Genomic DNA, 24,244 nt, shown 5'->3' with positions numbered 1-24,244 from the left:
TCATTATTGCCAAAGAGCAACATTTCGCCTGTATCAATCGTCACCAAAGCATCACTTTACCCGCGCGCCCATCGGTCCTACCTCTGGGAAAACAAACACTCTGACAGGAGACCCCGAATGCGCATCGCGATCCTTGGCGGCGACGGTTTCGTCGGCTGGCCAACCGCCCTCCACCTCTCGAACGCCGGCCACGAGGTGCACATCATCGACAACCTTTCGCGTCGCTGGATTGACACCGAACTGGGCGTGCAGTCGCTGACACCCATGGATTCGATCCAGGAACGTTGCCGTATCTGGAAACAGACCTCGGGAGAAACCATCCGCTTTCACCTGCTCGATCTCGCCAAGGAATACGAACGGCTTAAGGCATGGTTGGCCGATCACAGCCCGGATGCCGTCATCCACTTTGCCGAACAGCGCGCCGCGCCCTATTCGATGAAAACCGACCGCCACAAGGTCTACACCGTCAACAACAATACCAACGCGACGCACAACCTGCTCGCCGCCATGGTCGAAGCCGCACCCGACGCGCATCTCGTCCACCTCGGCACCATGGGCGTTTACGGCTATTCCTCCGTTGGCGCGCCAATCCCCGAAGGCTACCTCGACGTGACCATCGACACGCCCACCGGCCCAAAGGAACAGGCGATCCTCTACCCGACGCGGCCCGGCTCGGTCTACCACATGACCAAGTCGCTCGATCAGATCCTGTTCCAGTTTTACGCCCAGAACGACAGGTTGCGGATCACGGACCTGCATCAGGGCATCGTCTGGGGCACCCACACCGACCAGACCCGGCGGCACGAACAGCTGATCAACCGGTTCGACTACGACGGCGACTATGGAACCGTCCTGAACCGCTTCCTGATTCAAGCCGCCATCGGCTACCCGCTGACCGTGCACGGCACAGGCGGGCAGACGCGCGCCTTTATCCACATCCAGGACTCCGTGCGCTGCATCGAATTGGCTTTGGGCGACGCCCCCGCGCATGGCGACCGGGTGAAGATCTTCAACCAGATGACCGAAACCCACCGCGTCCGCGACCTCGCTGCACTGGTGTCCCGGCTGACCGGGGCGGAGGTCAAGACCCTCCCCAACCCGCGCAAGGAAGCTGCCGAAAACGATCTGATCGTGGACAACGACCAGTTCCTCGCACTGGGCCTTAACCCGACCACCCTGGCCGAAGGGCTTCTGTCGGAGGTTGTCGAGGTGGCGAAGAAATACGCCCACCGTATCGACCGCTCTCGCGTTCCGGCCATCTCCGCCTGGACAAAGGACATCGCCCGCACTGTCGAACACGACCCAGAGGGCAAGGCCCTGCGCGAAGTTTCGTGAGGCCAACGGATGAAGGCCGCTTATGTCACCCTGGTCACCAACGCGGATTTCGCGTTGGGGGCCAAAGCGTTAATACACTCCCTTAACCTTACCGAGACGCAGGCCGACCGCGTTGTCCTGCACACCGGCGGCGCACCTGCGGAGGCGCTCGCTCCCCTTGCTGCACTGGGCGCACGCCTGGTGAAGGTCGACCACCTGCCGGTTTCCGACGGCTTCATCGCGGCGCATGCAAAACATGAAATACACGGTCGTAACCCATTCACAAAAGGCGATAAACCCGCATTCCATACGCCGCTCGACAACTTCTGCAAACTGCGCCTCTGGCAGTTGCCCTACGACCGCGTGACCTTCCTCGATGCCGACACGCTGGTACTGCGCAACATAGACCGGCTCTTCGACTACCCCGACTTCTCTGCCGCTCCGAATGTTTACGAGAGCCTCGCGGACTTCCACCGCCTGAACTCCGGGGTATTCACCGCACGACCCTCGGAAGCCACCTTCCGGAACATGTTGCAAATGCTGGACGCCCCCGGTGCCTTCTGGAAACGGACCGACCAGAGCTTCCTCCAGGCCTTCTTCTCCAACTGGCACGGCCTGCCGGTGACCTTCAACATGCTGCAATATGTCTGGTTCAACCTGCCGGCCCTCTGGGACTGGAACAACATTAACGTAATCCATTATCAGTATGAAAAGCCGTGGCAAATTCACTCCAAAGCTGACGAACTGCGCCCGCTGATCGACCTGTGGCGGGTCTACGCCAACGGTGGCAAGCCCGACCTCGACACGATGAAGAATCCATCATGATCGCCCTCACCGGCGCCAGCGGTCTTGTCGGGCAATGGCTCAGCTCTCTGGCCGACCTTACTCTCGGACGCCACGACGCGGACCGCCCCTGGTCGCTGGCCGGACCAGCCCCGGACCTGACTGGCGTCACCACCCTGATCCACGCCGCCTTCTCCCACGTACCGGGGCGGTATCGCGGGGGCGAAGGCAATGACCCCGATGGCTTCCTCGCCGCAAACCTGGACGGCACAAAGCGTCTCTTTGACGCTGCCGCGCAACAGGGCGTCACCCGGATCCTCTTTCTCAGTTCCCGGGCGGTTTTCGACGGCCTGTCGCCTGGCGCCTCCCTGCCCGAAACCCTCGCCCCAAAGCCGAAATCCCTCTACGGCGAGCTGAAGGCGCGATGCGAAGACCACCTCTTCGCTCTCGCCCAGACCTCGCCCCTCACAGGCCTTTCGCTGCGGGCTACCGGCATTTACGGCCCGTCGGCCCCCTTTGCGCCGCCGCACAAATGGACCGAGCTATTTGCCGACTATCGTGCGGGCCACACCATCGTCCCCCGCCGCGGTACCGAAGTCCACGGCAAGGACCTCCGGCTAGCCGCGCGCCTCCTGTTGATGGAAACCACTTCCGGCCCGGCCCACGTCTCCGACCTGCTTCTTGATCGCCGTGACCTGCTTTCCGAAGTGCAGCGGCTCACCGCCTGTCCGCACCCCCCGCCGGAGCCCTGCGACACCCCCGTAAGCCCGCTGATCTGCACCCGCCTGAACGCGCTGGGCTGGCGGCCCGGCGGGATGGAACTCCTGCGTCAGAGTCTCCCCGCGATGCTGACCTGAACGGCCCTCCGCACCGATCCCGGCGCTGTGCTTTTTCCCGGTATCAATACTCCGGGGCAGTCCCGCAGGGCGGGGGCAGCGCCCGCTTCCCTGCATCTCATCGGCCACCCATCCGCCGAAACCGACCCACCGATCCAAAACGTTCACAGCAAGCGCGGGCATTTTCCTGATAATCCGTCCAAGGCCTCAAGACTCCAACTCCACGCCAGCAGCCAGAATGCGATCGACGGCCAGAAAACAGGCTCGAAGCCATTCCAAAACAAGGATCAGAGCGGTTCGATATCCCCGAGCGCCTCGCCCGCATCGAAGTCAGCCCGGAACGCCTCGAAGCGCTGCTCGGCGATTGCCGCCCGCAGCCCGGCCATCAATTCCTGATAGTAGTGCAGGTTGTGCCATGTCAGAAGCATGCCCGCGATCATTTCCTTCGCGCGCACGACGTGATGCAAGTAGGCTCTGGAGTACCCGCGGCAGCACGGGCACGCGCACTGCTCATCCAGTGGTCTGGGATCGTCCGCGTGTCGCGCGTTGCGCAGGTTCACTTGACCCCGCCGGGTCCAGCCCTGCCCCGTCCGCCCCGAACGCGACGGCAGCACGCAGTCCATCATGTCTATGCCTCGCGCTACCGCACCCACGATATCCGAGGGCTTGCCCACCCCCATCAGGTAACGCGGCTTGTCCTCGGGCAGAAATTCCGGCGCGAAATCGAGGCATTGGAACATGGCTTCCTGCCCTTCTCCAACCGCCAGGCCGCCCACCGCGTAACCGTCAAAGCCGATCTGCGTCAGTGCCCGCGCCGATTCCTCGCGCAGATCCCGTTCCAGCCCGCCCTGCTGGATGCCAAACAACATATGCCCCGGCCTGTCGCCAAAGGCCTCGCGTGACCGCCCAGCCCATCGCATGGACAGTTGCATCGACTCCTCGATCCGCTTGCGATCCGCCGGCAGCGCCGGGCACTCGTCAAAGGCCATGACGATGTCCGACCCCAGAAGCTTTTGGATTTCCATACTTCTTTCCGGCGACAGCATATGCTTCGAGCCATCCACATGGGACCGGAACGTCACCCCTTCCTCGGTCAGCTTGCGCAAGGATGACAGGCTCATGACCTGAAAACCGCCCGAGTCTGTCAGGATCGGCTTGTTCCAATTCATAAAACGATGCAGCCCGCCCAATCGGGCCACCCGTTCAGCCCCCGGCCGCAACATCAGGTGATAGGTATTTCCCAGCAGGACATCCGCGCCGGTCGCAGCAACGCTTTCGGGCATCATGCCTTTGACCGTGGCCGCGGTGCCCACGGGCATGAAGGCCGGGGTTCGGATCTCGCCCCGCGTGGTGGCGATCACTCCCATCCGGGCGCGCCCGTCCCGCCCTTTCAGGGTGAATCCCGTTGTCGTCCCGGCACTGTCCATGGCGGCCTCCTGCTCTATCGCCCCCTCCCATACTCAACTGCCCCGTCCGGCGCCAGCACCGCATCCGGGAATCGCTGCGGCATTACCATTGACGCGCCGTTGAAACGCCGGGTTTCCATGCGATTACGCCATTGCCCAACTGCCCCGGATCGACCACTTTCGTGCGCATGAGTACCCCTACGCCCCCGGCCTTTGCCGCCCTTCTTGACCTCTATGAGGCCCGCCGTGCGCCCATCGACACGGTTCCGGGCGAAGGCTTGCCGCCGGTGGATTGTGATCTTGCCGGCCTCACGCACGAGATCGTCGCAGACCCCGATACCGACCCGGCGCACAGGCCGCCGTTCCGTTCCGGATTTCACCGCAAAAGCCACGCGATGCGCAAAGAATTAAAAGGGTTTAGCGAGCTATGCACATTACACGGCTTGCTCATCGCACACCTGCGCAAGCGCAGCTTTCCCGAGCACGCGCCAATGCTGTTCGCCCGGCTCTGGGCGGAACAAGCCGACCACCTGTTGGCCCATCTCGACCCGCGTTGGCTGGTCTCCGCGGTCACCACCTTCGGCGACCATGGCGTGACGGAGACGCAGCGCGGTATCGGCCTCGCGCTGTCCACGCTGTTCAACATGATGAAGCTTTACGAAACGGAGCGGCTCTATTCCGGCCTGCGCCCCGACCAGCCGCACCCCAGCGGCAGACGCCAGAATGCCAGCCTGCCGCTGGACATGGACCCCTTCGCCCTGGTTGGTGGCGGGCTTGACGTCAACACGCTGGCGCGGCTCTGGCAGGAGTCCGAAGGCGACGCGGCAATCGCACCCCTGGCGCACAACCTCCTGACACGACTGCACGAAGACCCCAGGGCCCTGTTTCACCGCCTGACTCTGATGCGGGCGGAGAAAGAGGCACAGCGCGCCGATAAATCCCCGCCGCGTGCCGCCGCCGCGGTCCCGCAAAGGACGCAACCCGACAGCGAAGAAACCTTGCGTTGGGGCCTCGTGACCACAACGAACGCGCCGCTGGCCCAGATCGCGCGTTTCGCCGCACACCATCTGGATATGGGCGCCGACGCGCTGCACATCTTTCTTGATGCGCCCGCTCCGGATGCCACAGACTTCCTGCGGCACCCGAAGATCAACCTGACCACGACCGACGCCGCATACTGGGAGCACCACAGCAAGGACCGGCCCGCGCCGCATCAACTACGGCAGGCCTTCAACGCCACGCGCTGCCTTCATGCCGACACCGCCCTGCACTGGCTGGGTCATATCGACGTGGATGAATTCCTGATTTCGGATCAACCTCTTGCACATAGCCTTTTCACCGCGCCGCAGGATGCAGCCTTTGCCCGCATACCTCCCGCAGAAGCACTCGCCACCGATGGTCCGCCGCCCCGGCACTTCAAACTGACCCACCACGCAGCGGGCGTGAAGAAAGCCGAGCTGCAGGATGTCTATCCGACCTTCGGGATGCACCTTTACGGCGGCTTCCTGTCGCATACTTCGGGGAAGGTGCTGGCGCGGACCGGTCTGACCGATACGCGCCTGGGCATCCACGCCCTGAAACGCCACGGCGAGGACCTGAAAAACCGTTGCAGACTGCCGGGCGTCTGGCTTGCCCACCTGCACACGCCCACGTGGCAGCATTTTCGCGATCACCTCGGTTTCCGCCTGACAAAGGGTTCCTATCGCGCGCGTTCCGAACGCCCTGAACTGGGACAATCGGAACTTCTGACCTTTCTGATGCAGGAGGAAGGCGAGGACGGCTTGCGGGCGTTCTTTGACGAGGTCTGCGCCGATACACCTGCCCTGCGCGGCCGCCTCGCGGCACGCGGGATGCTACTGACCCGTGACCTCGACCTCGACGCCAAGGTGCTGCGGCACTTCGGACGGCTGCCATGAGCGCGCCAGCTGCCGCCTCGTCCTCATGGGGCACCGTCACAACGGTGAAGGCACCACTGGAAGCCATCCAGCGCTTTGCCGCATGGCATCTGGAGCAAGGCGCGCACCGGGTCTACATTTATCTGGACGAGGACGTGCCTGAAACGCTGAATGCGCTGAAAACCCATCCGAAAATTCGCGTGATGCACACGGACGCCGACTACTGGGCCAAACGCAAGGGCCGCCCGGAAAAGCATCAGGTCCGCCAATCTATGAACGCGCGCCACTGCAACAATCGCAAGCCTGAGGTCGACTGGCTCGCTCATATCGACGTGGACGAATTCCTGATCCCCGATCGCCCCATTGCGAACCAGCTAAGCGCCATGCCTGCAGAGGCGCTCTGTGCCCGTGTGCGCCCGATGGAGGCGCTGGCCCCCATGCCGGGTGACGCCGGCCCTACCGCCTTCAAGGCCTTTCACCGCGATCAGAAGGCGCGTCAGGACGCGGCAGAGGCGTGCTTTCCCACGTGGGGCCCGCATCTGTCAGGCGGTTTCCTGAGCCACGTCGCGGGCAAACTGTTCTTTCGTACCGGGCTGAAGGGGCTGCAGATCAAGATCCACAACGTTATCCTGAACGAGGTCAAAAACCCGGGTCAGGCCGACCTGCCCGGCATCGCGCTGGGGCACTTCCACGCCAACGACTGGCCACATTTCCTGTCGAGCTATCGCTTCAGACTGGAGCGCGGCTCCTACCGGGCGGACCTGAAACCGCAAGTGCGGCGAGCGGGAGCGCTGTCACTCCATGACCTGTTCTGCGTCATCGAGGCAGACGGCGGAGAGACGGCGCTCCGGGCCTTCTTCGACGAGGTCTGCCTAGCGACGCCCACGCTTTGCGAGCGTTTGAACCGGCATGGACTGTTGCGCCGTCACGATCTGGACCTGGACAGGCTGCGTGCGGGGCACTTCGCCTGAATGCGAGGCAACGGCCCGGAAAGGTCGCATCATTGACCTTTCGTGGTTTTTTCACTATGGCAGCCACAGGGGATGAAAGCGAACGAACGCCAGGCCGACCGGGCCTTCCCTCAGACATACGCGCGGGCCAGGGTTCCAGTGTCCGCAACCATACGGACATACATGACAAAATTCTCTGATCTGAACCTCAGCCCAAAGGTCCTCAAGGCCATCGAAGAAGCCGGGTACGAAACCCCGACGCCGATCCAGGAAGGCGCGATTCCCCATGCGCTCGAAGGCAAGGACGTGCTGGGCATTGCCCAGACCGGCACCGGGAAAACCGCATCCTTCACCCTGCCGATGATCCATAAACTGGCGCGTGGCCGCGCCCGCGCACGGATGCCGCGCAGCCTTGTACTTTGTCCGACCCGCGAACTGGCGGCACAGGTGGCCGAGAACTTCGACACCTACTCCAAGCACGTCAAGCTGACGAAGGCGCTGTTGATCGGTGGCGTTTCCTTCAAGGAACAGGACGTGCTGATCGACAAGGGCGTGGACGTTCTGATCGCAACGCCGGGCCGCCTGCTCGACCATTTCGAGCGCGGCAAGCTGCTGTTGACCGGCATCGAGATCATGGTTGTCGACGAGGCCGACCGCATGCTCGACATGGGTTTCATCCCCGACATCGAACGCATCTTCTCGTTGACGCCCTTTACCCGGCAAACACTGTTCTTCTCCGCCACCATGGCGCCGGAGATCGAGCGCATCACCAATACCTTCCTCTCCGCGCCGGCGCGGATCGAGGTGGCGCGTCAGGCGACCGCATCGGAGACGATCACCCAGGGCGCCGTGGTCTTTACCCCGTCCCGCCGCGACCGCGAAGGTTCCGAAAAGCGCGCCGTGCTGCGCGCACTGATCGACGCGGAGGGCGAGGCATGCTCCAACGCCATCGTCTTTTGCAACCGCAAGGTGGATGTGGATATCGTCGCCAAATCGCTGAAACAGCACGGCTATAACGCTTCTCCAATCCACGGCGACCTCGACCAGTCGCAGCGGACCAAGACGCTCGACGGGTTCCGCGACGGCTCTGTCCGGTTGCTGATCGCCTCTGACGTAGCGGCGCGCGGCCTGGATATTCCCGCTGTGACCCACGTTTTCAACTTCGACGTGCCGAGTCACGCTGAGGACTACGTCCACCGCATTGGACGGACCGGCCGCGCCGGTCGTTCGGGCAAAGCCTACACCATCTGCGTGCCGCGCGACGAAAAGTACTTCGACGCTGTGGAAAAGCTGCTCCAGAAGGACATCCCGCGACTCGAAAACCCTGTAAAGGCCGAAGCCCGCGAAGAGCGGTCCGAAGAGAAGCCTGAGAAGAAGGCCGAGAAGAAGACCAGTCGCAGCCGCTCTTCGTCGAAGTCGAAATCCTCTCGTAGCGAACGGGCGCCCGAGACCCGCAGCGAGCCCCAGACTGAAAGCCGCACCGAGGCTCGAACCGACCATCGTAGCGAGACCCGCAGTTCCGAGCGCAGCGAACGTTCCGACCGTTACGAAGGTCGTCGTGGGGACCGCCGTTCCGACCCGAAGGTGGTGGGCCTCGGGGATCACATGCCGGAATTCATAGCGCTGAGCTTCGACGAACGCCGCGCGGGCTGACTTCGGTTCCAGAACGCTAAAGGGCCGCCCAAAGGGCGGCCCTTTTCATATCCGAGGTCGACCGGGATCAGACCAGCCGTGCCTCCATGGTAATCTCGCAATCCAGCAGTTTCGAGATCGGACAGTTCGCCTTGGCCGTCTCCGCCGCCGTCATGAAATCCGCGTCCGACGCGTTCGGCACTTTTGCCGCGACCGTCAGGTGAGATTTGACCACTGCGAAACCGTCGTGTTTCTTATCGAGGGAAATCTTTGCGGTGGTGCTGATTTCATCCGCCACCAGATCGCTTTCCCCAAGGATCATCGATAGCGCCATAGAAAAACAACTCGCGTGCGCCGCGCCGATCAGTTCCTCCGGATTAGTACCGGGCTGCCCATCGAATCGGGTATTGAATCCATATGGCTGGTCCTTCAGCGCAGAGGATTCCGTGGAAACAGTCCCTCTGCCGTCCTTCAGGCTGCCCTTCCATTTGGCGGAACCGGCTTTCTCGATCATGTCGCTCTCCTGTCAGTCGCGTTGGTCCGGGTGCTCCTGCACCCTTCCCGGACCAACGCGAGCGAACAAGGCCGGTTCCCAGATCAGCTCAAGCGGCTGACCACCACCGTCACCTCGGGCTTCTTGCCGATCTCGTTCAGACAGGTCTGGCGCACAATACGACGCAGGCCTTCCTCAAGCTTGTCGTCGCTGGTCAGGGTCTTGTCCCCGGCGCGACCGATGAATTGGCTCAGATCCGCTTCGAGCACCTCGACCAGCGGCACATGGCTGCGCCCGGTTTCTGCCAGTCCCATCAGGTCGACCCAGGGCTCGCCCAGCGGTGCGTCCTCCTCGTCCATGATCAGCGTCACCACCACATGGCCGTTCAGCGCCATGCGAATACGGTCGCGCACGATCCCGTCGAGGGCGCCGATTTGCACCGTACCGTCCAGGTAAGTCCGCCCCGTCTCGATATATTCGGCCACCTTGGGTGCGTTGCCAGTCAGGTCGATCATCATCCCATTGACGGCAAGGATACCCTGACGGCCCCTTGCTTCGGAAAGGCCCACATGCGCCCGCAGATGGCGGTGTTCCCCGTGCATCGGCACCACGATCTGCGGCTGCACCACGTCCTGCATGGTTTCCAGATCGGGTCGGTTGGCGTGGCCGGAAACGTGATAATCGCCCATGGAATCATCCACCACGTCCACGCCTTTCTCCGAGAGCTGGTTCATGATCCGGATGACATCCTTCTCGTTGCCGGGAATGGTCTTGGAGCTGAAAAGGAAGAGATCGCCCTCCTTTAGTTCGATGCCATTGAACTTGCCGCGTGACAGCTGGGCAGACGCCGCGCGCCGCTCGCCCTGGCTGCCGGTGACGATCAACATCAGGCTTTCGCGCGGAATCGACGCCGCATCCTCGACCTGCACCACCTTGGGAAAATCTTTTAGAACGCCGGTTTCCACCGCCGCCTCGATCATCCGCCGCATGGCGCGGCCCAGCAGGCAGATCGACCGTCCGGCCCGCTCGCCCGCCTGCGCCAGCGTCTTTACCCGCGCGACGTTTGAGGCAAAGGTCGTCGCGACAACAAGGCGCGGTGCTTCTTCTACCAGCTTTTCCACCGCGGGGCCGACGATGACCTCGGACCGTCCCGGGTGGCGCGAGAAGACGTTGGTGGAATCGCAAACCAGCGCCTTCACCCCGCCCTTGGAAATCTCGGTCCAAAGTTCCGGGTCCCAGGCCTCGCCCACCAGCGGCTGGGTATCGAGTTTGAAGTCGCCGGTGTGGATGACCCGTCCCGCCGGAGTATCGATGATCAGGCCCGAACTTTCGGGGATCGAGTGCGAAATCGGCACGAATGATACCGAGAACGGGCCGATCCTTGTCACCTCCGGGTAAGGCGAGCAGGTCCGCACCGCCTTTCCCTCGATGCCGTATTCGGCCAACTTGTGGCGCGCTATGTTGGCGGTGAAAGCACGGGAATAGATCGGCACCCCGAGCGCTTCGAAGGTATGCCCCACCGCGCCCACGTGGTCTTCATGCGCGTGGGTGATGACCAGCCCCTCGATCCGGGCCTTGTTCTGTTTCAGCCAGGTGATGTCCGGAATGATCAGGTCCACGCCGGGCGTCCCGTCCATATCCGGGAAAGCCACGCCCATGTCGACCACCAGCAGGCGTTCCTGCCCGGGTTTGCCGTAGCCGTAGACATAACAGTTCATGCCGATTTCGCCGGCGCCGCCCAGCGGCAGGTAAATCAGTCGCTCTTCGCTCATGCTCGAGCCTCTCTTCTTGCGCGCGCCCCCTTGGGCCCGCGAGGTGTCTCGCGTCAGGCCGCGTCGGCCAACGCCTTGTTGTGCTGATAGATCACGGTCAAACCGTGCATCGTGAGGAATTCGTCAAAGGCATCAAATAGCGGCACCGCCTGCTGGAACAAGGGTGCGAGCCCCCCCGTGGCGATCACCCGCATCTCGCGGTCGCGTTCTTCCTTGATGCGGTCGCAGATCTCCCGGACGAGGCCCACGTAGCCCCAGAATATCCCCGATTGCATACAAGCCACGGTGTTCGTTCCCACCACCTGCGCCGGACGCGAGATATCCACATGCGGAAGCGCCGCCGCCGCCTGGTGCAGTGCCTCAAGGCTGAGGTTCACACCCGGTGCGATCACCCCGCCGATATAGGCTCCGTCGCGCGCCACCACATCAAAGGTCGTGGCCGTGCCGAAATCCACGATGATCAGGTCACCGCCGAATTTCTCGTAACCCGCAACGGTGTTAACCAGCCGGTCCGGCCCGACCTGCGTGCCTGCGTCAACGCGCACCTCCACCGGCAGGGCGCAATCCGGCCGCCCCACCACAAGAGGCCGGGTACGGAAATACCGGTCAGCCAGAACCCGCAGGTTCCAGACCACGCGCGGCACGGTCGAGGAAATGATTACGTCGGTAATCTCCGCCTCCACGTTGTGCAGAGATATCAGGGTAGAAAGCCACACGTAATACTGATCCGCCGTGCGCTGATGCTCTGTGGCGGTGCGCCAGGTCGCGACGAACCTCTCCCCGTCCCAGATAGAAAACACGGTGTTGGTGTTGCCGCAATCGATGGCAAGCAGCATAGCCCGGCCTTTCAGAAGAACACGTCCGCGGCCGCGATGGTGACCCGGCCTTGGGCGGTGTTTAGGACAAGTTGACCCTGCGCGTCCACTGTCTCGAAGGTGCCCGTGACACTGTCGCGCGCCGTTCGGGCAGTGATGACCTCACCCAGCCGCGCCGCCCGCGTCAGCCATGCCTCGCGCATCGCGGCAAAGCCATAGGTGACAAACGAATCCTCACGCATGGCCCATGCGGCAGCCAGCGCGTCAAGCATCTGTTCGGGTGATACACGCACCCCGGTTTCCTCCAACAGGGATACAGGGCGGACCGCGCCGGCCTCCACCTGTTCGGCCGGGGGCGCGGCAATCAGGTTCACCCCGATCCCCACCGCAAGCCCTCCGTTCGGCAGCCCTTCAAGCAGGATACCTGCCACCTTGCCACCATTCAAAAGTACGTCGTTGGGCCACTTGAGCGCCAGAGCCGCCTCCGCCCCCGTCAGCGCCGCAAGGGCGTCATACAGCGCCAGCGCCGCTACGAAGGACCGCAGCGCGACGACGGCAGCTGTCTCCCTCGGGCGCATCACCAGCGTGGCGGCGAAATTTCCGGCCGGTGCAATCCATACCCTCCCGCGCCGCCCTCGGGCGGCCGTCTGATTCAGTGCACAGATCCACTCGGGCCCGCCGAGTCCGCCGACGATCCGCGCCGCTTCGGCGTTGGTGCTGTCCACCTCAGCCATGACCCGCCGCCCATATCCTTCAGGCCAGCCCATGGTCCGCTCCGCCCTTCTTTGGTTTCATAAATACCGCGGGGGTTTGGGGGTAGAACCCCCAACACGCCGACGGCGTAAAACAGCGACGCGCCCCAGTGGGGCGCGTCACCGTCGGATCCCTCCGCATAAGGATCAGTTGACCAGCGCGACGGCCGCCGCGTGCGCCCCGTTCTGCAGGTCCACCGTCAGGCCCAGCGGGTTGAACACCGCCACCACGATAAGCAGCGCCGAAACCCCGAGGAATCCCGTCAGCAGCGGTGACGACGATTTGTCCAGCGAATCCTCGCGGTCCTCACCGAAATACATGAAGAAGACGATCCGCAGATAGTAATAGGCCCCGATCACGGAGGCCACGACGCCCCCTACGGCAAGCCAGACCATGTCGGCCTCGACCGCAGCCATCAGAACGCCGTACTTCGCAAAAAAGCCCAGAAGCGGCGGTACGCCGGCCAGGCTGAACAGCAGGACCAGCATCGCCAGCGCACGGCCCGGTTCCTTTTTCGAATACATCCCCAGCGCGCCGATGTCCGTGACCGGGTTGCCGTCCCGCTCCATCGACAGGATGAAGGCAAAGGTGCCTACATTCATCGTCACGTAGATTGCCATGTAAATCAGCATGGTCTGTACGCCGGTCTCCGTTCCGGCAGCGAGACCGATCAGGGCATAGCCCATGTGCGCGATCGAGGAATAGGCCATCAGTCTCTTGATGTCGGTCTGGCCGATCGCGGCAAAGCTCCCGAGGAACATCGACAGCACCGCCAGAAGCGCAATAACCTGGCTCCAGTCCGCTACGGCACCGCCAAAGGCGTCGAACATCACCCGGGCGAACAGCCCCATGGCCGCGACCTTCGGCGCCGTGGCAAAGAAGGCCGTCACCGGCGTAGGCGAACCCTGATAGACGTCCGGCGTCCACATGTGGAAGGGCACCGCAGAGACCTTGAACGCCATTCCGGAAATCATCAGCACGAGGCCGATCAGCAGGCCGATTGTCAGGTGCCCCTCGCCGGCCGCCGCGATGATGCCGGAAAACAGCGTCGTCCCCGCAAAGCCGTAGACCAGCGATGCCCCGTACAGCAGCAGCCCGGAAGACAACGCGCCCAGCACGAAATACTTCAGCCCCGCCTCTGTTGATTTCGCGCTGTCACGGCGCAGCGAAGCCACCACGTAAAGCGACAACGATTGCAGCTCCAGCCCCATGTAGAGCGACATCAGGTCCCCCGCCGAGACCATCACCATCATGCCCACAACCGCGAGCGTGACCAGGATAGGATACTCGAACCGCAAAAGGCCGCGCCGCTCCATGTAGCCTTGGCTCATCGCCAGCACCGCGGCGGCGGAGATCAGGATCATGACCTTCGCAAATCGGGCAAAGGCGTCGTTCCGGAACATGCCATTGAACGCCATCACGTCACCAGAGCCCGTCGCTCCGATCCAGAAGCCCATGACGACAAACAGCGCCGCGGTCGCCCAGACCAGCATGGGGGCCAGGCTGTCCTTGCCCGTGTAAACCGCGCCGACCAGAGCCACCATCGCGTAGATGGACAGGATGATTTCCGGCAGGATGATATTGAGATCGGCCGACATCGTATGTCCTCTCAGTGTCCAGCTTCAGCTTCGGCAACGCGGGTGGTCTCCGACCGGCCCGCGTTTTCCAGTGCCACGTCGTAATGCGCCACGAGCGCCTCCACGGACGGGCCGATACGGTCGAGGATCGGTGCCGGGTAGACCCCCATCCAGATCGTCATGATGATCAGCGGTGCAAAGATCGTCTTTTCGCGCGCGGTCATGTCCTTGATCGTCTTGAGGCTTTCCTTGATCAGGTCGCCCATGACGACACGGCGGTACAGCCACAGCGCGTAGCCCGCCGACAGGATCACACCCGTCGCGGCACCCGCCGCCACCCAGGTATTGACTTGGAAGATGCCCGCGAGGGTCAGGAACTCCCCGATGAAACCGGAGGTGCCCGGCAGGCCAACGTTCGCCATGGTGAAGAACATGAATACCAGCGCATAGGCCGGCATCCGGTTCACGAGACCGCCGTAGGCATCAATCTCGCGGGTATGCATCCGGTCGTAGATCACCCCCACGCACAGGAACAACGCGCCCGAGATGAAGCCGTGCGACAGCATCTGGAAGATCGCCCCGTCCACGCCCTGCTGATTGGCGGCGAAGATGCCCATGGTCACGTAGCCCATGTGTGCCACCGACGAATAGGCGATGAGCTTTTTCATGTCCTCCTGCACCAGCGCCACGAGGCTGGTGTAGATAATCGCCACAACCGACAGGGTGAAGACGAAGTTCGCCATCACATCCGATCCCACCGGGAACATCGCGAGGCTGAAGCGCAGGAAGCCATAGCCGCCCATCTTCAGCAGGATGGCCGCCAGCACGACCGATCCCGCCGTCGGCGCCTGCACGTGGGCTTCGGGCAACCACGTGTGCACAGGCCACATCGGCATCTTCACGGCAAACGACGCAAAGAACGCAAGAAACAGCATGGTCTGCAGACCGCCCACCACGTGGATCCCGAGGACGGAAAAATCCTCCGATCCGAAGGTATGGTTCAGCAGCGAGACCTCGCAGCCGCCGATGCAGGTGGTGCCCGCGTCCGCGTACATGGCGATCATCGCCACCAGCATCAGCACCGAGCCGAGGAAGGTGTAGAGGAAGAATTTGAACGACGCGTAGATGCGCTCCTTGCCGCCCCAGATGCCGATGATCAGGAACATCGGAATCAGGCCGGCCTCGAAGAAGACGTAGAACAACACGAGATCCAGCGCCATGAACACGCCCAGCATGAGCGTTTCCAGCATGAGGAAGGCGATCATGTATTCGGTCACGCGGTGCTTCACGTCCCAGGACGCCCAGATCACCAGCGGCATCATGAATGTGGTCAGCATGACGAACAGGACGGAGATGCCGTCCACGCCCATCCGGTAGCTGAGGCCCATCAGCCATTCGCCCTCTTCAAGCATCTGGAAGCCCGTGTCCTGCGCGTCGAACTGCGCGAGGATGAAAAGCGAGATGACGAATGTTGCCGTCGAGGCGATCAGCGCCAGCCACTTTGCGTTGCGCTGCGCCGCCTCGTCCGACCCGCGCAGAAAGACCGCGAGGATCAGCGCTGCCAGCGCTGGCAGGAAAGTGACGATGGAGAGAAGGTTCGACATCAGTGTGCCCCTCCGGAGATAGACATCCATGTGATCAGGACCGCGATCCCGATGACCATGGCGAAGGCGTAGGTGAAGATGTAGCCGGACTGCGCGCGACCGGCGAGACGGGTGACCCAAGGGACGATGCCCAGGGCAAGGCCGTTGATCCCGCCCTTGATGATCGCCTCGTCGCCGCCCTTCCACAGGATGCGGCCCAGCCTCTTCGAGGGCTCCACAAAGAGGAAGTCATAGACCTCGTCGAAGTACCACTTGTTCAGCAGGAACAGGTACAGCGGCCGCTGGTTCTCGGCCAGACGCTTCGGCACCGTCGGGTTTATGATGTAGAACCAGTAGGCGGTGATCAGACCGATCAGCATGGCGATGAAGGGAGAGATCTTCACCCAGACGGGCGCGTGGTGCGCGTCGTCGATGACGGTGTTGTCCGCCGCCATGAAGATCGCACCCTGCGGTGTGCCGTGGCTGGCGGCCATTGCGCCGTGGCCCGAAACCGCGGCTTCGGTCGGGTTTTGATCCCCGGCACCGGCCTCGCCGTGGCTGTCGACGCCCGCCCCTTCGCCATGACCATCGGGGACCTCGACGTGGTGCGCAGGCAGTCCGAAGAAGCCGTTCAGCTTGTCGTGGTCGCCGAAGAACGACCCGTACCAGACCATACCGGAGAATATCGCCCCCAGAGCAAGAACTCCCAGCGGGATCAGCATGACGGGCGGGCTTTCGTGGGCGTGCTCATGGGTGTGCTTGTCGCCGCGCGGCTTGCCGAAGAAGGTGAGGAACATCAGCCTCCACGAGTAGAACGAGGTAAAGAGCGCCGCGATGACCAGCATCCAGAAGGCGTAGCCGCCCGCCGTGCCTGCCCATGCGCTTTCGATCACGGCGTCCTTCGACAGGAAGCCCGCGAAACCGATGTGGGTCAGCGGGATGCCCACACCGGTGATTGCGAGCGTGCCAATCATCATCGCCCAGAAGGTCATCGGCAGCTTCTTCCGCAAGCCGCCGTAGTTCCGCATGTCCTGCTCGTGATGCATCCCGTGGATCACGGAACCGGCCCCAAGGAACAGCATCGCCTTGAAGAAGGCGTGCGTGAACAGGTGGAACATGGCGACCGAGTAAACGCCGACGCCTGCGGCTACAAACATGTACCCCAGCTGCGACATGGTCGAATAGGCGATCACACGTTTGATGTCGTTTTGCACCAACCCGATGGTCGCCGCCACGAATGCCGTGCTGGCCCCGAGGAAGGTCACGAATGCCATCGCCTGCGGCGCGTATTCCATCAGCGGCGACATGCGGCAGACCAGGAACACGCCGGCGGTCACCATGGTTGCGGCGTGGATCAGCGCCGAAACCGGGGTCGGGCCTTCCATTGCGTCGGGTAGCCAAGTGTGCAGGAACAACTGCGCCGACTTGCCCATCGCGCCGATGAACAACAGTACGGCAGCGACTTCGGCCGCGTTCCACGTCCCCCAGAGGAAGCTGATCTGCGTCTGCGCGATCTCCGGCGCGGCGGCAAAAATGTCATCGAAGCGCACGCTGTCGGTCAGCATGTACAGCGCGAAGATCCCCAGCGCGAAACCGAAGTCGCCGACCCGGTTGACGATGAAGGCCTTCATCGCCGCCGCGTTCGCTGAAGGCTTGCGGTAGTAGAAGCCGATCAGCAGGTAGGAGGCGACGCCCACGCCCTCCCAGCCAAAGAACATCTGCACGAGATTGTCCGAGGTCACCAGCATAAGCATGGCGAAGGTGAAGAACGACAGGTATGCGAAGAAGCGCGCGCGATAGCTTTCTTCCCCGTGCTTGAAGTTGTCGTCATGCGCCATGTAGCCGAAAGAATAGAGGTGCACGAGCGACGACACGGTCGTGACGACGATAAGCATGATCGAGGTCAGACGGTCCAGACGGATCGACCAGTCGGTCGAGAGCGTACCGCTCTCGATCCAGCGCATGATCTGGATGTGCTGCGTCTCCGGCCCGTGGCTGAAGAAGACCACCCAGGAGAAGAAGCAGGCGAGGAACAGCAGGCCTGTACTGACCCACTGCGCGCCACGGATAGAGATGAACTTCCACCCGAAACCCGCGATCAGGCTGCCCACGAGGGGCGCAAAGAGAATGATCGACTCCATCGTGTCAGCCTTTCATCACGTTGATGTCTTCCACGGCGATGGTGCCGCGGTTGCGGAAGAAGCAGACCAGGATCGCGAGACCGATGGCGGCCTCGGCGGCGGCCACGGTCAGCACGAAGAGCGTGAAGACCTGCCCGGCCAGATCGCCAAGGTGCGTCGAAAAGGCCACGAGGTTGATGTTCACTGCCAGCAACATCAGTTCGATGCTCATGAGCAGGATGATCACGTTCTTGCGGTTCAGGAAGAGCCCGAAGATGCCGATCACAAAAAGCACCGCGGCGACGGTCAGGTAATGTTCCAATCCGATCATACGTGTCCCTCCGGGCTTCAAACCCGCTCGATTTTGGTCTTGCCGCCCCGACGCTGTGCGGGGCCCTCATGTCCCGGGTGCCGGATCTGTCCGCCACCCTGCCCCACGTTTCCGTGGCCGTGTTCATTTGCCCTCGGCAAGGGCCGGTGTTCTTCCACCCTCAGAGAGGGCCGGTCGGCCGTTTCAGCAGCCGCAGGCGGATGAGTTTCTCCTCCGCCCAGATCCTTGCCCGCCCCGGAAGCATCGCTACCGCCCGGCTGAGCAGCCAGGCCCCGGCGACGATCTTGAAGACCCAGAACCCCGCGTAGAGCGCAATCCCCGCCGGAGAGAGGATGAAATCCCAAACGCCGCTCATGCGACCTCCGAATGACGCAGGGGGCAGCCCCCGCAGGATCCGAAGCCCCCGGCGGGGGTCCCGGCACAGTGTCGCGTCACAGCCCCTGTCCCGGGCGAACGTCGCGCAGTTCCATGGCCTTCGCCGGATCGCGGTACATCTGGGCCAGAACGTCCTGCCGCTTCACGTCCTTGCGGTGTCGCAGCGTCAGAACAATGGCACCGATCATCGCCACCAGAAGGATCAGCCCCGCCAGCTGGAACAGAAGGAAATACTGATCGTAAAGCACCAGACCCAGCGCGGCGGTGTTCTCCACCCCTTCGGGCATCGGCGCCGACAGCTGCGTGGCCGCCACCTCGGAGGCCTCCCACGCGCCGAACGCCATGCCCAGTTCCATCAGGATCACAAGGCCGATCAGCAGGCCCAGCGGCAGATACTTCGCCATCTCGGCCTTCAATTCCGCGAAATCCACATCCAGCATCATGACCACGAAAAGGAACAGCACCGCCACCGCGCCGACATAGACAATGACCAGGAGCATGGCGACGAATTCCGCGCCCATCATGACGAACAGACCGGCGGAGGACAGGAAAGCGAGGATCAGCCAAAGAACCGAGTGCACGGGATTGCGGCTGACAACGGTGAACAGCCCGCCCGCGATCACGCCGAGGGTGAACAGATAGAAGGCAAAGACCATCATGTCTCGTCATCCTTGTTTTCGGCCATGACCCCGCGCGCCAGGTCCATGGCGCGGGTCATGGCGGGTATGCCGGCGAACATCGACATCTGTGCGATGGTCTCCGCGATCTCTTCCTCGGTGGCGCCGGCCTCAAGTGCGTGGCGCACCGTCATGCGAAACGGCGTCTCCGCCTGGGCGCCCTGCATGGTCAACCCCGCAAGTGTCAACAACAGGCGCGTCTTGGCATCCAGCCCGCTCTTGGACAAGCCTTTGCCGAAGAACATTTCCATGGCGTCCTTGGACATGGTCGGCCAGAGTTTTTCGTACCCCTTGGGGTCGAAGGAGGACAGCGCAGGATTGAACGCCTTGGCCATTTCCTGCGCCTGCTCCATCATCAGTTCGAAAGGGGTCTTGGTGGTCATGCTCTCGCCTCCTGACGGGTGTCGCGATCGTTCCGGTGCGTTCGTCGTTCACCCCGGCACGCGTCAACGCAGGCCGCCCCGGCATCCGGACGGAGCCGACGACCCTGCGCGGCGCTATGGGGCACGACACGGATCATCGGTAAGGCGCGTCCAGTTCGAGGTTACGCGCGATCTCCGCTTCCCAACGGTCGCCATTCGCAAGCAGCCTGTCCTTGTCGTAGAACAGTTCCTCGCGGGTCTCGGTGGAGAATTCGAAGTTCGGCCCCTCGACAATGGCATCCACCGGGCACGCCTCCTGACAGAACCCGCAATAGATGCATTTGGTCATGTCGATGTCATAGCGCGTCGTCCTGCGGGAGCCGTCGTCACGCGGCTCCGCGTCGATGGTGATCGCCTGCGCCGGGCAGATCGCCTCGCAAAGTTTGCAGGCAATGCAGCGCTCCTCGCCGTTGGGGTAGCGCCGCAGGGCGTGTTCGCCACGGAAACGCGGCGACAACGGCCCCTTTTCGTGCGGGTAGTTCAGCGTGGCCTTGGGGGCAAAGAAGTACTTCAGCCCCAGCTGAAACCCCTTAACGAAGTCCGCCAGCAGGAAATACTTCGCCGCCCGCCCGTAATCGATGGAAGCCATCTACGCGCTCTCCTCTTTCACGGCCTCACGCGCTGCTTCGAGCCGCTCGGCCTCTGCGGCGTCCATCACAGGATCGCCGTGTTCGTCGTATTCGTTCAGCGGTTGCGAAGCCTGCGCGGCCTCATCCGCCTGCTGTTGCGCCACTGAGGACGGCTGCGCCGTCGGCATCTCCCCCATGGCCCGCATGTCGGCGGCCCAGCGGAACACCGCGGCGGCGATCTCGTTCGCCTGCGGCATCAAGTTGCCGTCCGCGTCGACGTCCGGCAGCCCGCAATCACGGACCACGAAATCGCCTAGCGCGATCATGTCGATGTACTTGGCGTCGAGTATCGCTTTCTTCAGATCGGTCATAGGGTTTCTCCCATCTCGCAGGCACACGTCATGCGTGCCACTGCGCAGATCTTAGCACCGCCGCGCGACACCCCCTTGCGGGAGACAGAAACAAAGTGTTTCCGCACCAAAGTCATATCAGCTCCCTACAGCCCAGCGGGTATAAAAGCCCCAGAACCATTCAAAGCGGGCGGCAAAGGCCACGAAAACCACCCAGGCCAGCGACATCGGCAGGAAAACCTTCCAGCCCAGGCGCATCAGCTGGTCGTAGCGGTAGCGGGGAGTGATCGCCTTCACCATCGAGAAGAGGAAGAAGACGAAGACCATCTTGATGCACATCCAGAAGACGCCATCAGGCAGGAATTCCACTGGCGACAGCCAGCCGCCGAGGAACAACAGCGAGACCAACGCGCACATCAGGACCACGGCGGTCAGTTCGCCGATCATGAACAACAGGAAGGGCGTGGACGAGTACTCCACCTGGTAGCCCGCCACCAGTTCGGATTCCGCCTCCGGCAGGTCGAAGGGCGGGCGGTTGGTTTCGGCCAGCGCCGAGATGAAGAACAGGATCATCATGGGGAAATGCGGCAACCAGTACCACGAAAGGATGCCCATACCGTCCTGGCTGGCGACGATGCTGCCGAAATTCAGCGAGCCGGAAGAGATGACCACACCGATGATGATGAGACCGATCGAAACCTCGTAGGAGATCATCTGCGCCGCCGAACGCAGCGAGCCGAGGAACGGGTATTTGGAGTTCGAGGCCCAGCCGCCCATGATCACGCCGTAGACCTCGAGCGAGGAGATCGCGAAGACGTAGAGGATCGCCACGTTGATGTTGGAGATCACCCAGCCGTCACCAAAGGGAATCACCGCCCAGGCGATGAAGGCCATGACGAGGCTGACCATCGGCGCGAGGAAGAAGACGAAGCGGTCGGCACCGGCGGGAACCACCACCTCCTTCACGATGTATTTGAGGAAGTCCGCAAAGGATTGCAGCAGACCGAAGACGCCGACCACGTTCGGACCCCGGCGCATCTGCACTGCCGCCCAGATCTTTCGATCGCCCCACATCAGGAACGCAAGGCTGACCAGAAGCGGAACGAGCAGCATCAGGATCGTTGCAACGATCCACAGCGCGATACCCCAGGGATTGTCGGAAAAGAAGTTTGCCATCAGGTCCTCACACCATCGGTATTCCGTTCTCGGCGCAGGCCATCGCGGTCACCTCTGCGTCGATCGTTTTCAACCCGCGGGGCAGCGCGGCCGAGATGGTGTAAACCGCATCTCCGCGCCAGAGGCCACCCTCTTCGTATACATTTGTACGCACATGACGGGCAAAGCCGTAGCCCCGGATCAGGGCATATTGCGCGGCCGCGCATTCGGCGTAGGCATCGACGTCCCGCGACGCCCGTGCGCCTTTCATGGCAACCCGGAAGTTTACCAGATCCCCATCCAGCAGGTGCGTTTCCACGCCCTGATAGGCCGGGTTGTACGGGTCCTGATCCGCCTGCGGTGCGCCGCAGGCCGTCAGGGCGCCGATTGCCAGAAAGGCTATAACCCCGCCCACGCGCACTTATTCCGCCGCCATGGGCGCCTGGGTGCGCAGCTTGGCGTTGCGCGAAAGTTCCGCCATCAGTTCGGAGGACCGCGCAATCGGGTTGGTCAGCCAGAAATCCTTGATCGCGTAGCGGAAATTGGCATCGCCCATGTCGGCGGCCTCCAGCGGCTGCCACCGGTTCAATGGCACCTCATCGAGGCGCGCCATATGCGGCACCTCGGAAATCAGTGCCTGACGCAGGGCCGCCAGCGAATCCCAGGGCAGTTTCGCGCCCAGCTCGGCGGAAAGCGCCCGGATGATCGCCCAGTTTTCCTTTGCTTCGCCGGGGGCGAAAGCGGCGCGCAGCGCCAGCTGCGGACGGCCCTCCGTGTTGACGAACAGGCCGGATTCCTCGGTGTAGGCGGCACCCGGCAGGATCACGTCGGCACGGTGGGCGCCCCGGTCGCCGTGGGAGCCTTGGTAGATGACAAAGGCGCCCTCGCCGATTTCCACCTCGTCGGCGCCGAGGTTGTAGATCACATCGGCCTCGTTCACGGCGTCCATGCCACGCTCGTTGACAGCGCCCACGTCGAGCGCGCCAACGCGGCTGGCGGCGGTGTGCAGGATCATCAGCTTCGAGCCGCCCGCCTCCGCGATCGCCATGGCTGCACCCAGCACGGCGGTGCCATCGGCCTCGTTCAGGGCGCCCTGCCCCACGATGACCACACCACCGACGCCTGCATCGTCCTTCCGGGAGAGTTCCGCCAACGCGGCACGACCCGCCCCCAGTTCCTTCACCGGGAAAGTCAGGTCGACCGGCGCGCCGATGCGCGCGACCTTGGCGCCGCGCGCCCAAGCCAGCCGGATGCGGGAATTCAGAACCGGAGCTTCCTCGCGCGGGTTGGTGCCGATCAGCAGGATCGTCTCTGCGGTATCGATATCCTCTATGGACGCCGTACCGACATAGCCAGACCTATTACCCGCCGGCAGCTTGGCGCCATCCGTGCGGCTTTCGACGACACCGCCCCGCCCTTCGATCAACCGCTTGAGGCTGTAAATCGCCTCCACCGACGCGAGATCACCCACCAGGCCGGCAAGCTTTTTCGCGCCCATGATCCTTTCGGCGGTGACGGCCAGCGCCTCCGGCCAGGTGGCGGGCTTCAGCTTGCCATCCTTGCGCACGTAGGGGCGGTCAAGCCGCTGGCGGCGCAGGCCGTCCCAGACAAAGCGCGTCTTGTCCGAGATCCACTCCTCGTTCACGCCGTCGTTGTTTCGCGGCAGGATACGCATGACCTCGCGGCCCTTTGTGTCGACCCGGATGTTCGACCCCAAGGCGTCCATTACGTCGATGGTCTCGGTCTTCGACAGCTCCCAGGGACGGGCGGTAAAGGCGTAGGGCTTCGACACCAGCGCGCCCACCGGGCAGAGGTCGATGATGTTACCCTGCATGTTCGATTCGAGCGTCTGGTTGAGGTAGGAAGTGATCTCCGCATCCTCACCGCGCCCGGTCTGGCCCATCATGTTGAGGCCCGCGATCTCCGTCGTGAAACGGACGCAACGGGTGCAGGAAATGCAGCGCGTCATGTGCGTCTCGACCAGCGGTCCGAGGTCGAGATCCTCACTGGCGCGCTTCGCCTCGCGGAAGCGCGAGAAGTCCACGCCGTAGGCCATGGCCTGATCTTGCAGGTCGCATTCGCCGCCCTGGTCGCAGATCGGGCAATCCAGCGGGTGGTTGATGAGCAGGAACTCCATCACACCTTCGCGCGCCTTCTTTACCATGGGCGAATTGGTCTTCACCTCCGGCGGTTCGCCGTTGCGCCCCGGACGCAGGTCACGCACCTGCATCGCGCAAGACGCCGCAGGTTTCGGCGGCCCCCCGACCACTTCGACAAGGCACATCCGGCAGTTGCCGGCGATCGACAGGCGTTCGTGGTAGCAGAAGCGCGGCACCTCGATCCCGGCCTCCTCACAGGCCTGGATCAGGGTCATCGCCCCGTCCACCTCGATTTCCTGACCGTCGATGATGAGCTTGCGCAAGTCGGACATGCCGG

The 24,244-nt window shown here is 63.0% G+C and carries 23 protein-coding genes; 6 read left to right on the top strand and 17 right to left on the bottom strand.

What is annotated here, in order from left to right; genetic code table 11:
* Window positions 1-117: 117 nt before the first annotated feature.
* The 3 genes from J5474_RS05640 to J5474_RS05630 are packed head-to-tail and all read left to right on the top strand — an operon-like array spanning window position 118 to window position 2,954.
* Window positions 118-1,335, top strand: coding sequence for an NAD-dependent epimerase/dehydratase family protein (locus J5474_RS05640; protein ID WP_209359820.1), 1,218 nt, complete (start codon window positions 118-120; stop codon window positions 1,333-1,335).
* A 9-nt stretch (window positions 1,336-1,344) separates the two neighbouring features.
* The gene (locus J5474_RS05635) at window positions 1,345-2,139 is read left to right on the top strand and encodes a glycosyltransferase (RefSeq protein ID WP_209359819.1); all 795 of its coding nucleotides are present in this window, start codon (window positions 1,345-1,347) and stop codon (window positions 2,137-2,139) included.
* Complete coding sequence (locus J5474_RS05630; RefSeq protein WP_209359959.1) at window positions 2,133-2,954, top strand: NAD-dependent epimerase/dehydratase family protein; 822 nt, start codon at window positions 2,133-2,135, stop codon at window positions 2,952-2,954. Before J5474_RS05635 ends, J5474_RS05630 begins: the two co-directional genes overlap by 7 nt.
* A 266-nt stretch (window positions 2,955-3,220) precedes the next feature.
* Here J5474_RS05630 and tgt read toward each other — a convergent pair whose 3' ends face one another.
* Window positions 3,221-4,360, bottom strand: coding sequence for a tRNA guanosine(34) transglycosylase Tgt (gene tgt / locus J5474_RS05625; RefSeq protein ID WP_209359818.1), 1,140 nt, complete (start codon window positions 4,358-4,360; stop codon window positions 3,221-3,223).
* Between the two features lie 422 nt (window positions 4,361-4,782).
* On the opposite strand from tgt, the gene J5474_RS05620 reads away from it, so the two are divergent.
* The 3 genes from J5474_RS05620 (at window position 4,783) to J5474_RS05610 (ending at window position 8,837) form a co-directional block, all read left to right on the top strand.
* Window positions 4,783-6,255, top strand: a complete 1,473-nt coding sequence (locus J5474_RS05620; protein WP_245216253.1) for a glycosyltransferase family 2 protein — start codon at window positions 4,783-4,785, stop codon at window positions 6,253-6,255.
* On the top strand, window positions 6,252-7,205 hold the full coding sequence (locus tag J5474_RS05615) for a glycosyltransferase family 2 protein (RefSeq protein WP_209359816.1): 954 nt from the start codon (window positions 6,252-6,254) through the stop codon (window positions 7,203-7,205). Before J5474_RS05620 ends, J5474_RS05615 begins: the two co-directional genes overlap by 4 nt.
* Window positions 7,206-7,367: 162 nt before the next feature.
* On the top strand, window positions 7,368-8,837 hold the full coding sequence (locus J5474_RS05610) for a DEAD/DEAH box helicase (RefSeq protein WP_209359815.1): 1,470 nt from the start codon (window positions 7,368-7,370) through the stop codon (window positions 8,835-8,837).
* 67 nt (window positions 8,838-8,904) lie between these two features.
* Here J5474_RS05610 and J5474_RS05605 read toward each other — a convergent pair whose 3' ends face one another.
* The 16 genes from J5474_RS05605 to nuoG all read right to left on the bottom strand — a co-directional run bounded on the left by J5474_RS05605 (window position 8,905) and on the right by nuoG (window position 24,239).
* Window positions 8,905-9,330, bottom strand: a complete 426-nt coding sequence (locus J5474_RS05605; protein WP_209359814.1) for an OsmC family protein — start codon at window positions 9,328-9,330, stop codon at window positions 8,905-8,907.
* An 83-nt stretch (window positions 9,331-9,413) separates the two neighbouring features.
* Window positions 9,414-11,081, bottom strand: a complete 1,668-nt coding sequence (locus J5474_RS05600) for a ribonuclease J (RefSeq protein ID WP_209359813.1) — start codon at window positions 11,079-11,081, stop codon at window positions 9,414-9,416.
* Between the two features lie 53 nt (window positions 11,082-11,134).
* On the bottom strand, window positions 11,135-11,917 hold the full coding sequence (locus J5474_RS05595) for a type III pantothenate kinase (protein ID WP_209359812.1): 783 nt from the start codon (window positions 11,915-11,917) through the stop codon (window positions 11,135-11,137).
* Window positions 11,918-11,928: 11 nt separating this feature from the next.
* Window positions 11,929-12,663, bottom strand: a complete 735-nt coding sequence (locus J5474_RS05590; RefSeq protein ID WP_209359811.1) for a biotin--[acetyl-CoA-carboxylase] ligase — start codon at window positions 12,661-12,663, stop codon at window positions 11,929-11,931.
* 132 nt (window positions 12,664-12,795) lie between these two features.
* Window positions 12,796-14,247 carry an NADH-quinone oxidoreductase subunit NuoN gene (nuoN, locus tag J5474_RS05585; protein WP_209359810.1) on the bottom strand — a complete coding sequence of 484 codons (1,452 nt, stop codon included), beginning with the start codon at window positions 14,245-14,247 and terminating at the stop codon, window positions 12,796-12,798.
* A gap of 11 nt (window positions 14,248-14,258) precedes the next feature.
* A complete protein-coding gene (locus J5474_RS05580) occupies window positions 14,259-15,830 on the bottom strand; it encodes an NADH-quinone oxidoreductase subunit M (RefSeq protein WP_209359809.1) in 1,572 nt (523 codons plus the stop codon).
* Entirely contained in the window at window positions 15,830-17,950 is a 2,121-nt protein-coding gene (nuoL, locus tag J5474_RS05575) for an NADH-quinone oxidoreductase subunit L (protein ID WP_209359808.1), read from the bottom strand. The genes J5474_RS05580 and nuoL overlap by 1 nt, the downstream gene beginning before the upstream one ends.
* 4 nt (window positions 17,951-17,954) lie before the next feature.
* On the bottom strand, window positions 17,955-18,260 hold the full coding sequence (gene nuoK / locus J5474_RS05570; protein ID WP_209359807.1) for an NADH-quinone oxidoreductase subunit NuoK: 306 nt from the start codon (window positions 18,258-18,260) through the stop codon (window positions 17,955-17,957).
* A gap of 160 nt (window positions 18,261-18,420) precedes the next feature.
* Window positions 18,421-18,615, bottom strand: a complete 195-nt coding sequence (locus J5474_RS05565) for a hypothetical protein (RefSeq protein WP_209359806.1) — start codon at window positions 18,613-18,615, stop codon at window positions 18,421-18,423.
* A 76-nt stretch (window positions 18,616-18,691) separates the two neighbouring features.
* Window positions 18,692-19,294, bottom strand: coding sequence for an NADH-quinone oxidoreductase subunit J (locus tag J5474_RS05560; protein ID WP_209359805.1), 603 nt, complete (start codon window positions 19,292-19,294; stop codon window positions 18,692-18,694).
* Window positions 19,291-19,695: a carboxymuconolactone decarboxylase family protein gene (locus tag J5474_RS05555; protein WP_209359804.1), complete on the bottom strand. Its 405-nt coding sequence runs from the start codon at window positions 19,693-19,695 to the stop codon at window positions 19,291-19,293. The genes J5474_RS05560 and J5474_RS05555 overlap by 4 nt, the downstream gene beginning before the upstream one ends.
* A gap of 133 nt (window positions 19,696-19,828) precedes the next feature.
* Window positions 19,829-20,323 (bottom strand): NADH-quinone oxidoreductase subunit NuoI, encoded by a 495-nt coding sequence (gene nuoI / locus J5474_RS05550; RefSeq protein ID WP_209359803.1) that lies wholly within the window; start codon window positions 20,321-20,323, stop codon window positions 19,829-19,831.
* Complete coding sequence (locus J5474_RS05545; protein WP_209359802.1) at window positions 20,324-20,674, bottom strand: hypothetical protein; 351 nt, start codon at window positions 20,672-20,674, stop codon at window positions 20,324-20,326.
* A 117-nt stretch (window positions 20,675-20,791) separates the two neighbouring features.
* Window positions 20,792-21,829: an NADH-quinone oxidoreductase subunit NuoH gene (gene nuoH, locus J5474_RS05540; protein ID WP_209359801.1), complete on the bottom strand. Its 1,038-nt coding sequence runs from the start codon at window positions 21,827-21,829 to the stop codon at window positions 20,792-20,794.
* Between the two features lie 7 nt (window positions 21,830-21,836).
* A complete protein-coding gene (locus J5474_RS05535; protein ID WP_425342858.1) occupies window positions 21,837-22,229 on the bottom strand; it encodes a hypothetical protein in 393 nt (130 codons plus the stop codon).
* Window positions 22,230-24,239: an NADH-quinone oxidoreductase subunit NuoG gene (nuoG, locus tag J5474_RS05530; protein WP_209359800.1), complete on the bottom strand. Its 2,010-nt coding sequence runs from the start codon at window positions 24,237-24,239 to the stop codon at window positions 22,230-22,232.
* Between the last annotated feature and the right edge of the window lie 5 nt (window positions 24,240-24,244).

The organism is Sagittula salina, assembly GCF_017813235.1.
Taxonomy (GTDB): Bacteria; Pseudomonadota; Alphaproteobacteria; order Rhodobacterales; family Rhodobacteraceae; genus Sagittula; species Sagittula salina.
Note: the sequence above shows the minus strand (reverse complement) of the source record. Positions and strands in the feature narration are given on the sequence as shown.

Coding starts and splice junctions, on each gene's coding strand:
- J5474_RS05640 (WP_209359820.1), top strand. CDS start 118: ATGCGCATCGCGATCCTTGGCGGCGACGGTTTCGTCGGCTGGCCAACC.
- J5474_RS05635 (WP_209359819.1), top strand. CDS start 1,345: ATGAAGGCCGCTTATGTCACCCTGGTCACCAACGCGGATTTCGCGTTG.
- tgt (WP_209359818.1), bottom strand. CDS start 4,360: ATGGACAGTGCCGGGACGACAACGGGATTCACCCTGAAAGGGCGGGAC.
- J5474_RS05615 (WP_209359816.1), top strand. CDS start 6,252: ATGAGCGCGCCAGCTGCCGCCTCGTCCTCATGGGGCACCGTCACAACG.
- J5474_RS05610 (WP_209359815.1), top strand. CDS start 7,368: ATGACAAAATTCTCTGATCTGAACCTCAGCCCAAAGGTCCTCAAGGCC.
- J5474_RS05605 (WP_209359814.1), bottom strand. CDS start 9,330: ATGATCGAGAAAGCCGGTTCCGCCAAATGGAAGGGCAGCCTGAAGGAC.
- J5474_RS05600 (WP_209359813.1), bottom strand. CDS start 11,081: ATGAGCGAAGAGCGACTGATTTACCTGCCGCTGGGCGGCGCCGGCGAA.
- J5474_RS05595 (WP_209359812.1), bottom strand. CDS start 11,917: ATGCTGCTTGCCATCGATTGCGGCAACACCAACACCGTGTTTTCTATC.
- J5474_RS05590 (WP_209359811.1), bottom strand. CDS start 12,663: ATGGGCTGGCCTGAAGGATATGGGCGGCGGGTCATGGCTGAGGTGGAC.
- nuoN (WP_209359810.1), bottom strand. CDS start 14,247: ATGTCGGCCGATCTCAATATCATCCTGCCGGAAATCATCCTGTCCATC.
- J5474_RS05580 (WP_209359809.1), bottom strand. CDS start 15,830: ATGTCGAACCTTCTCTCCATCGTCACTTTCCTGCCAGCGCTGGCAGCG.
- nuoL (WP_209359808.1), bottom strand. CDS start 17,950: ATGGAGTCGATCATTCTCTTTGCGCCCCTCGTGGGCAGCCTGATCGCG.
- nuoK (WP_209359807.1), bottom strand. CDS start 18,260: ATGATCGGATTGGAACATTACCTGACCGTCGCCGCGGTGCTTTTTGTG.
- J5474_RS05565 (WP_209359806.1), bottom strand. CDS start 18,615: ATGAGCGGCGTTTGGGATTTCATCCTCTCTCCGGCGGGGATTGCGCTC.
- J5474_RS05560 (WP_209359805.1), bottom strand. CDS start 19,294: ATGATGGTCTTTGCCTTCTATCTGTTCACCCTCGGCGTGATCGCGGGC.
- J5474_RS05555 (WP_209359804.1), bottom strand. CDS start 19,695: ATGACCACCAAGACCCCTTTCGAACTGATGATGGAGCAGGCGCAGGAA.
- nuoI (WP_209359803.1), bottom strand. CDS start 20,323: ATGGCTTCCATCGATTACGGGCGGGCGGCGAAGTATTTCCTGCTGGCG.
- J5474_RS05545 (WP_209359802.1), bottom strand. CDS start 20,674: ATGACCGATCTGAAGAAAGCGATACTCGACGCCAAGTACATCGACATG.
- nuoH (WP_209359801.1), bottom strand. CDS start 21,829: ATGGCAAACTTCTTTTCCGACAATCCCTGGGGTATCGCGCTGTGGATC.
- nuoG (WP_209359800.1), bottom strand. CDS start 24,239: ATGTCCGACTTGCGCAAGCTCATCATCGACGGTCAGGAAATCGAGGTG.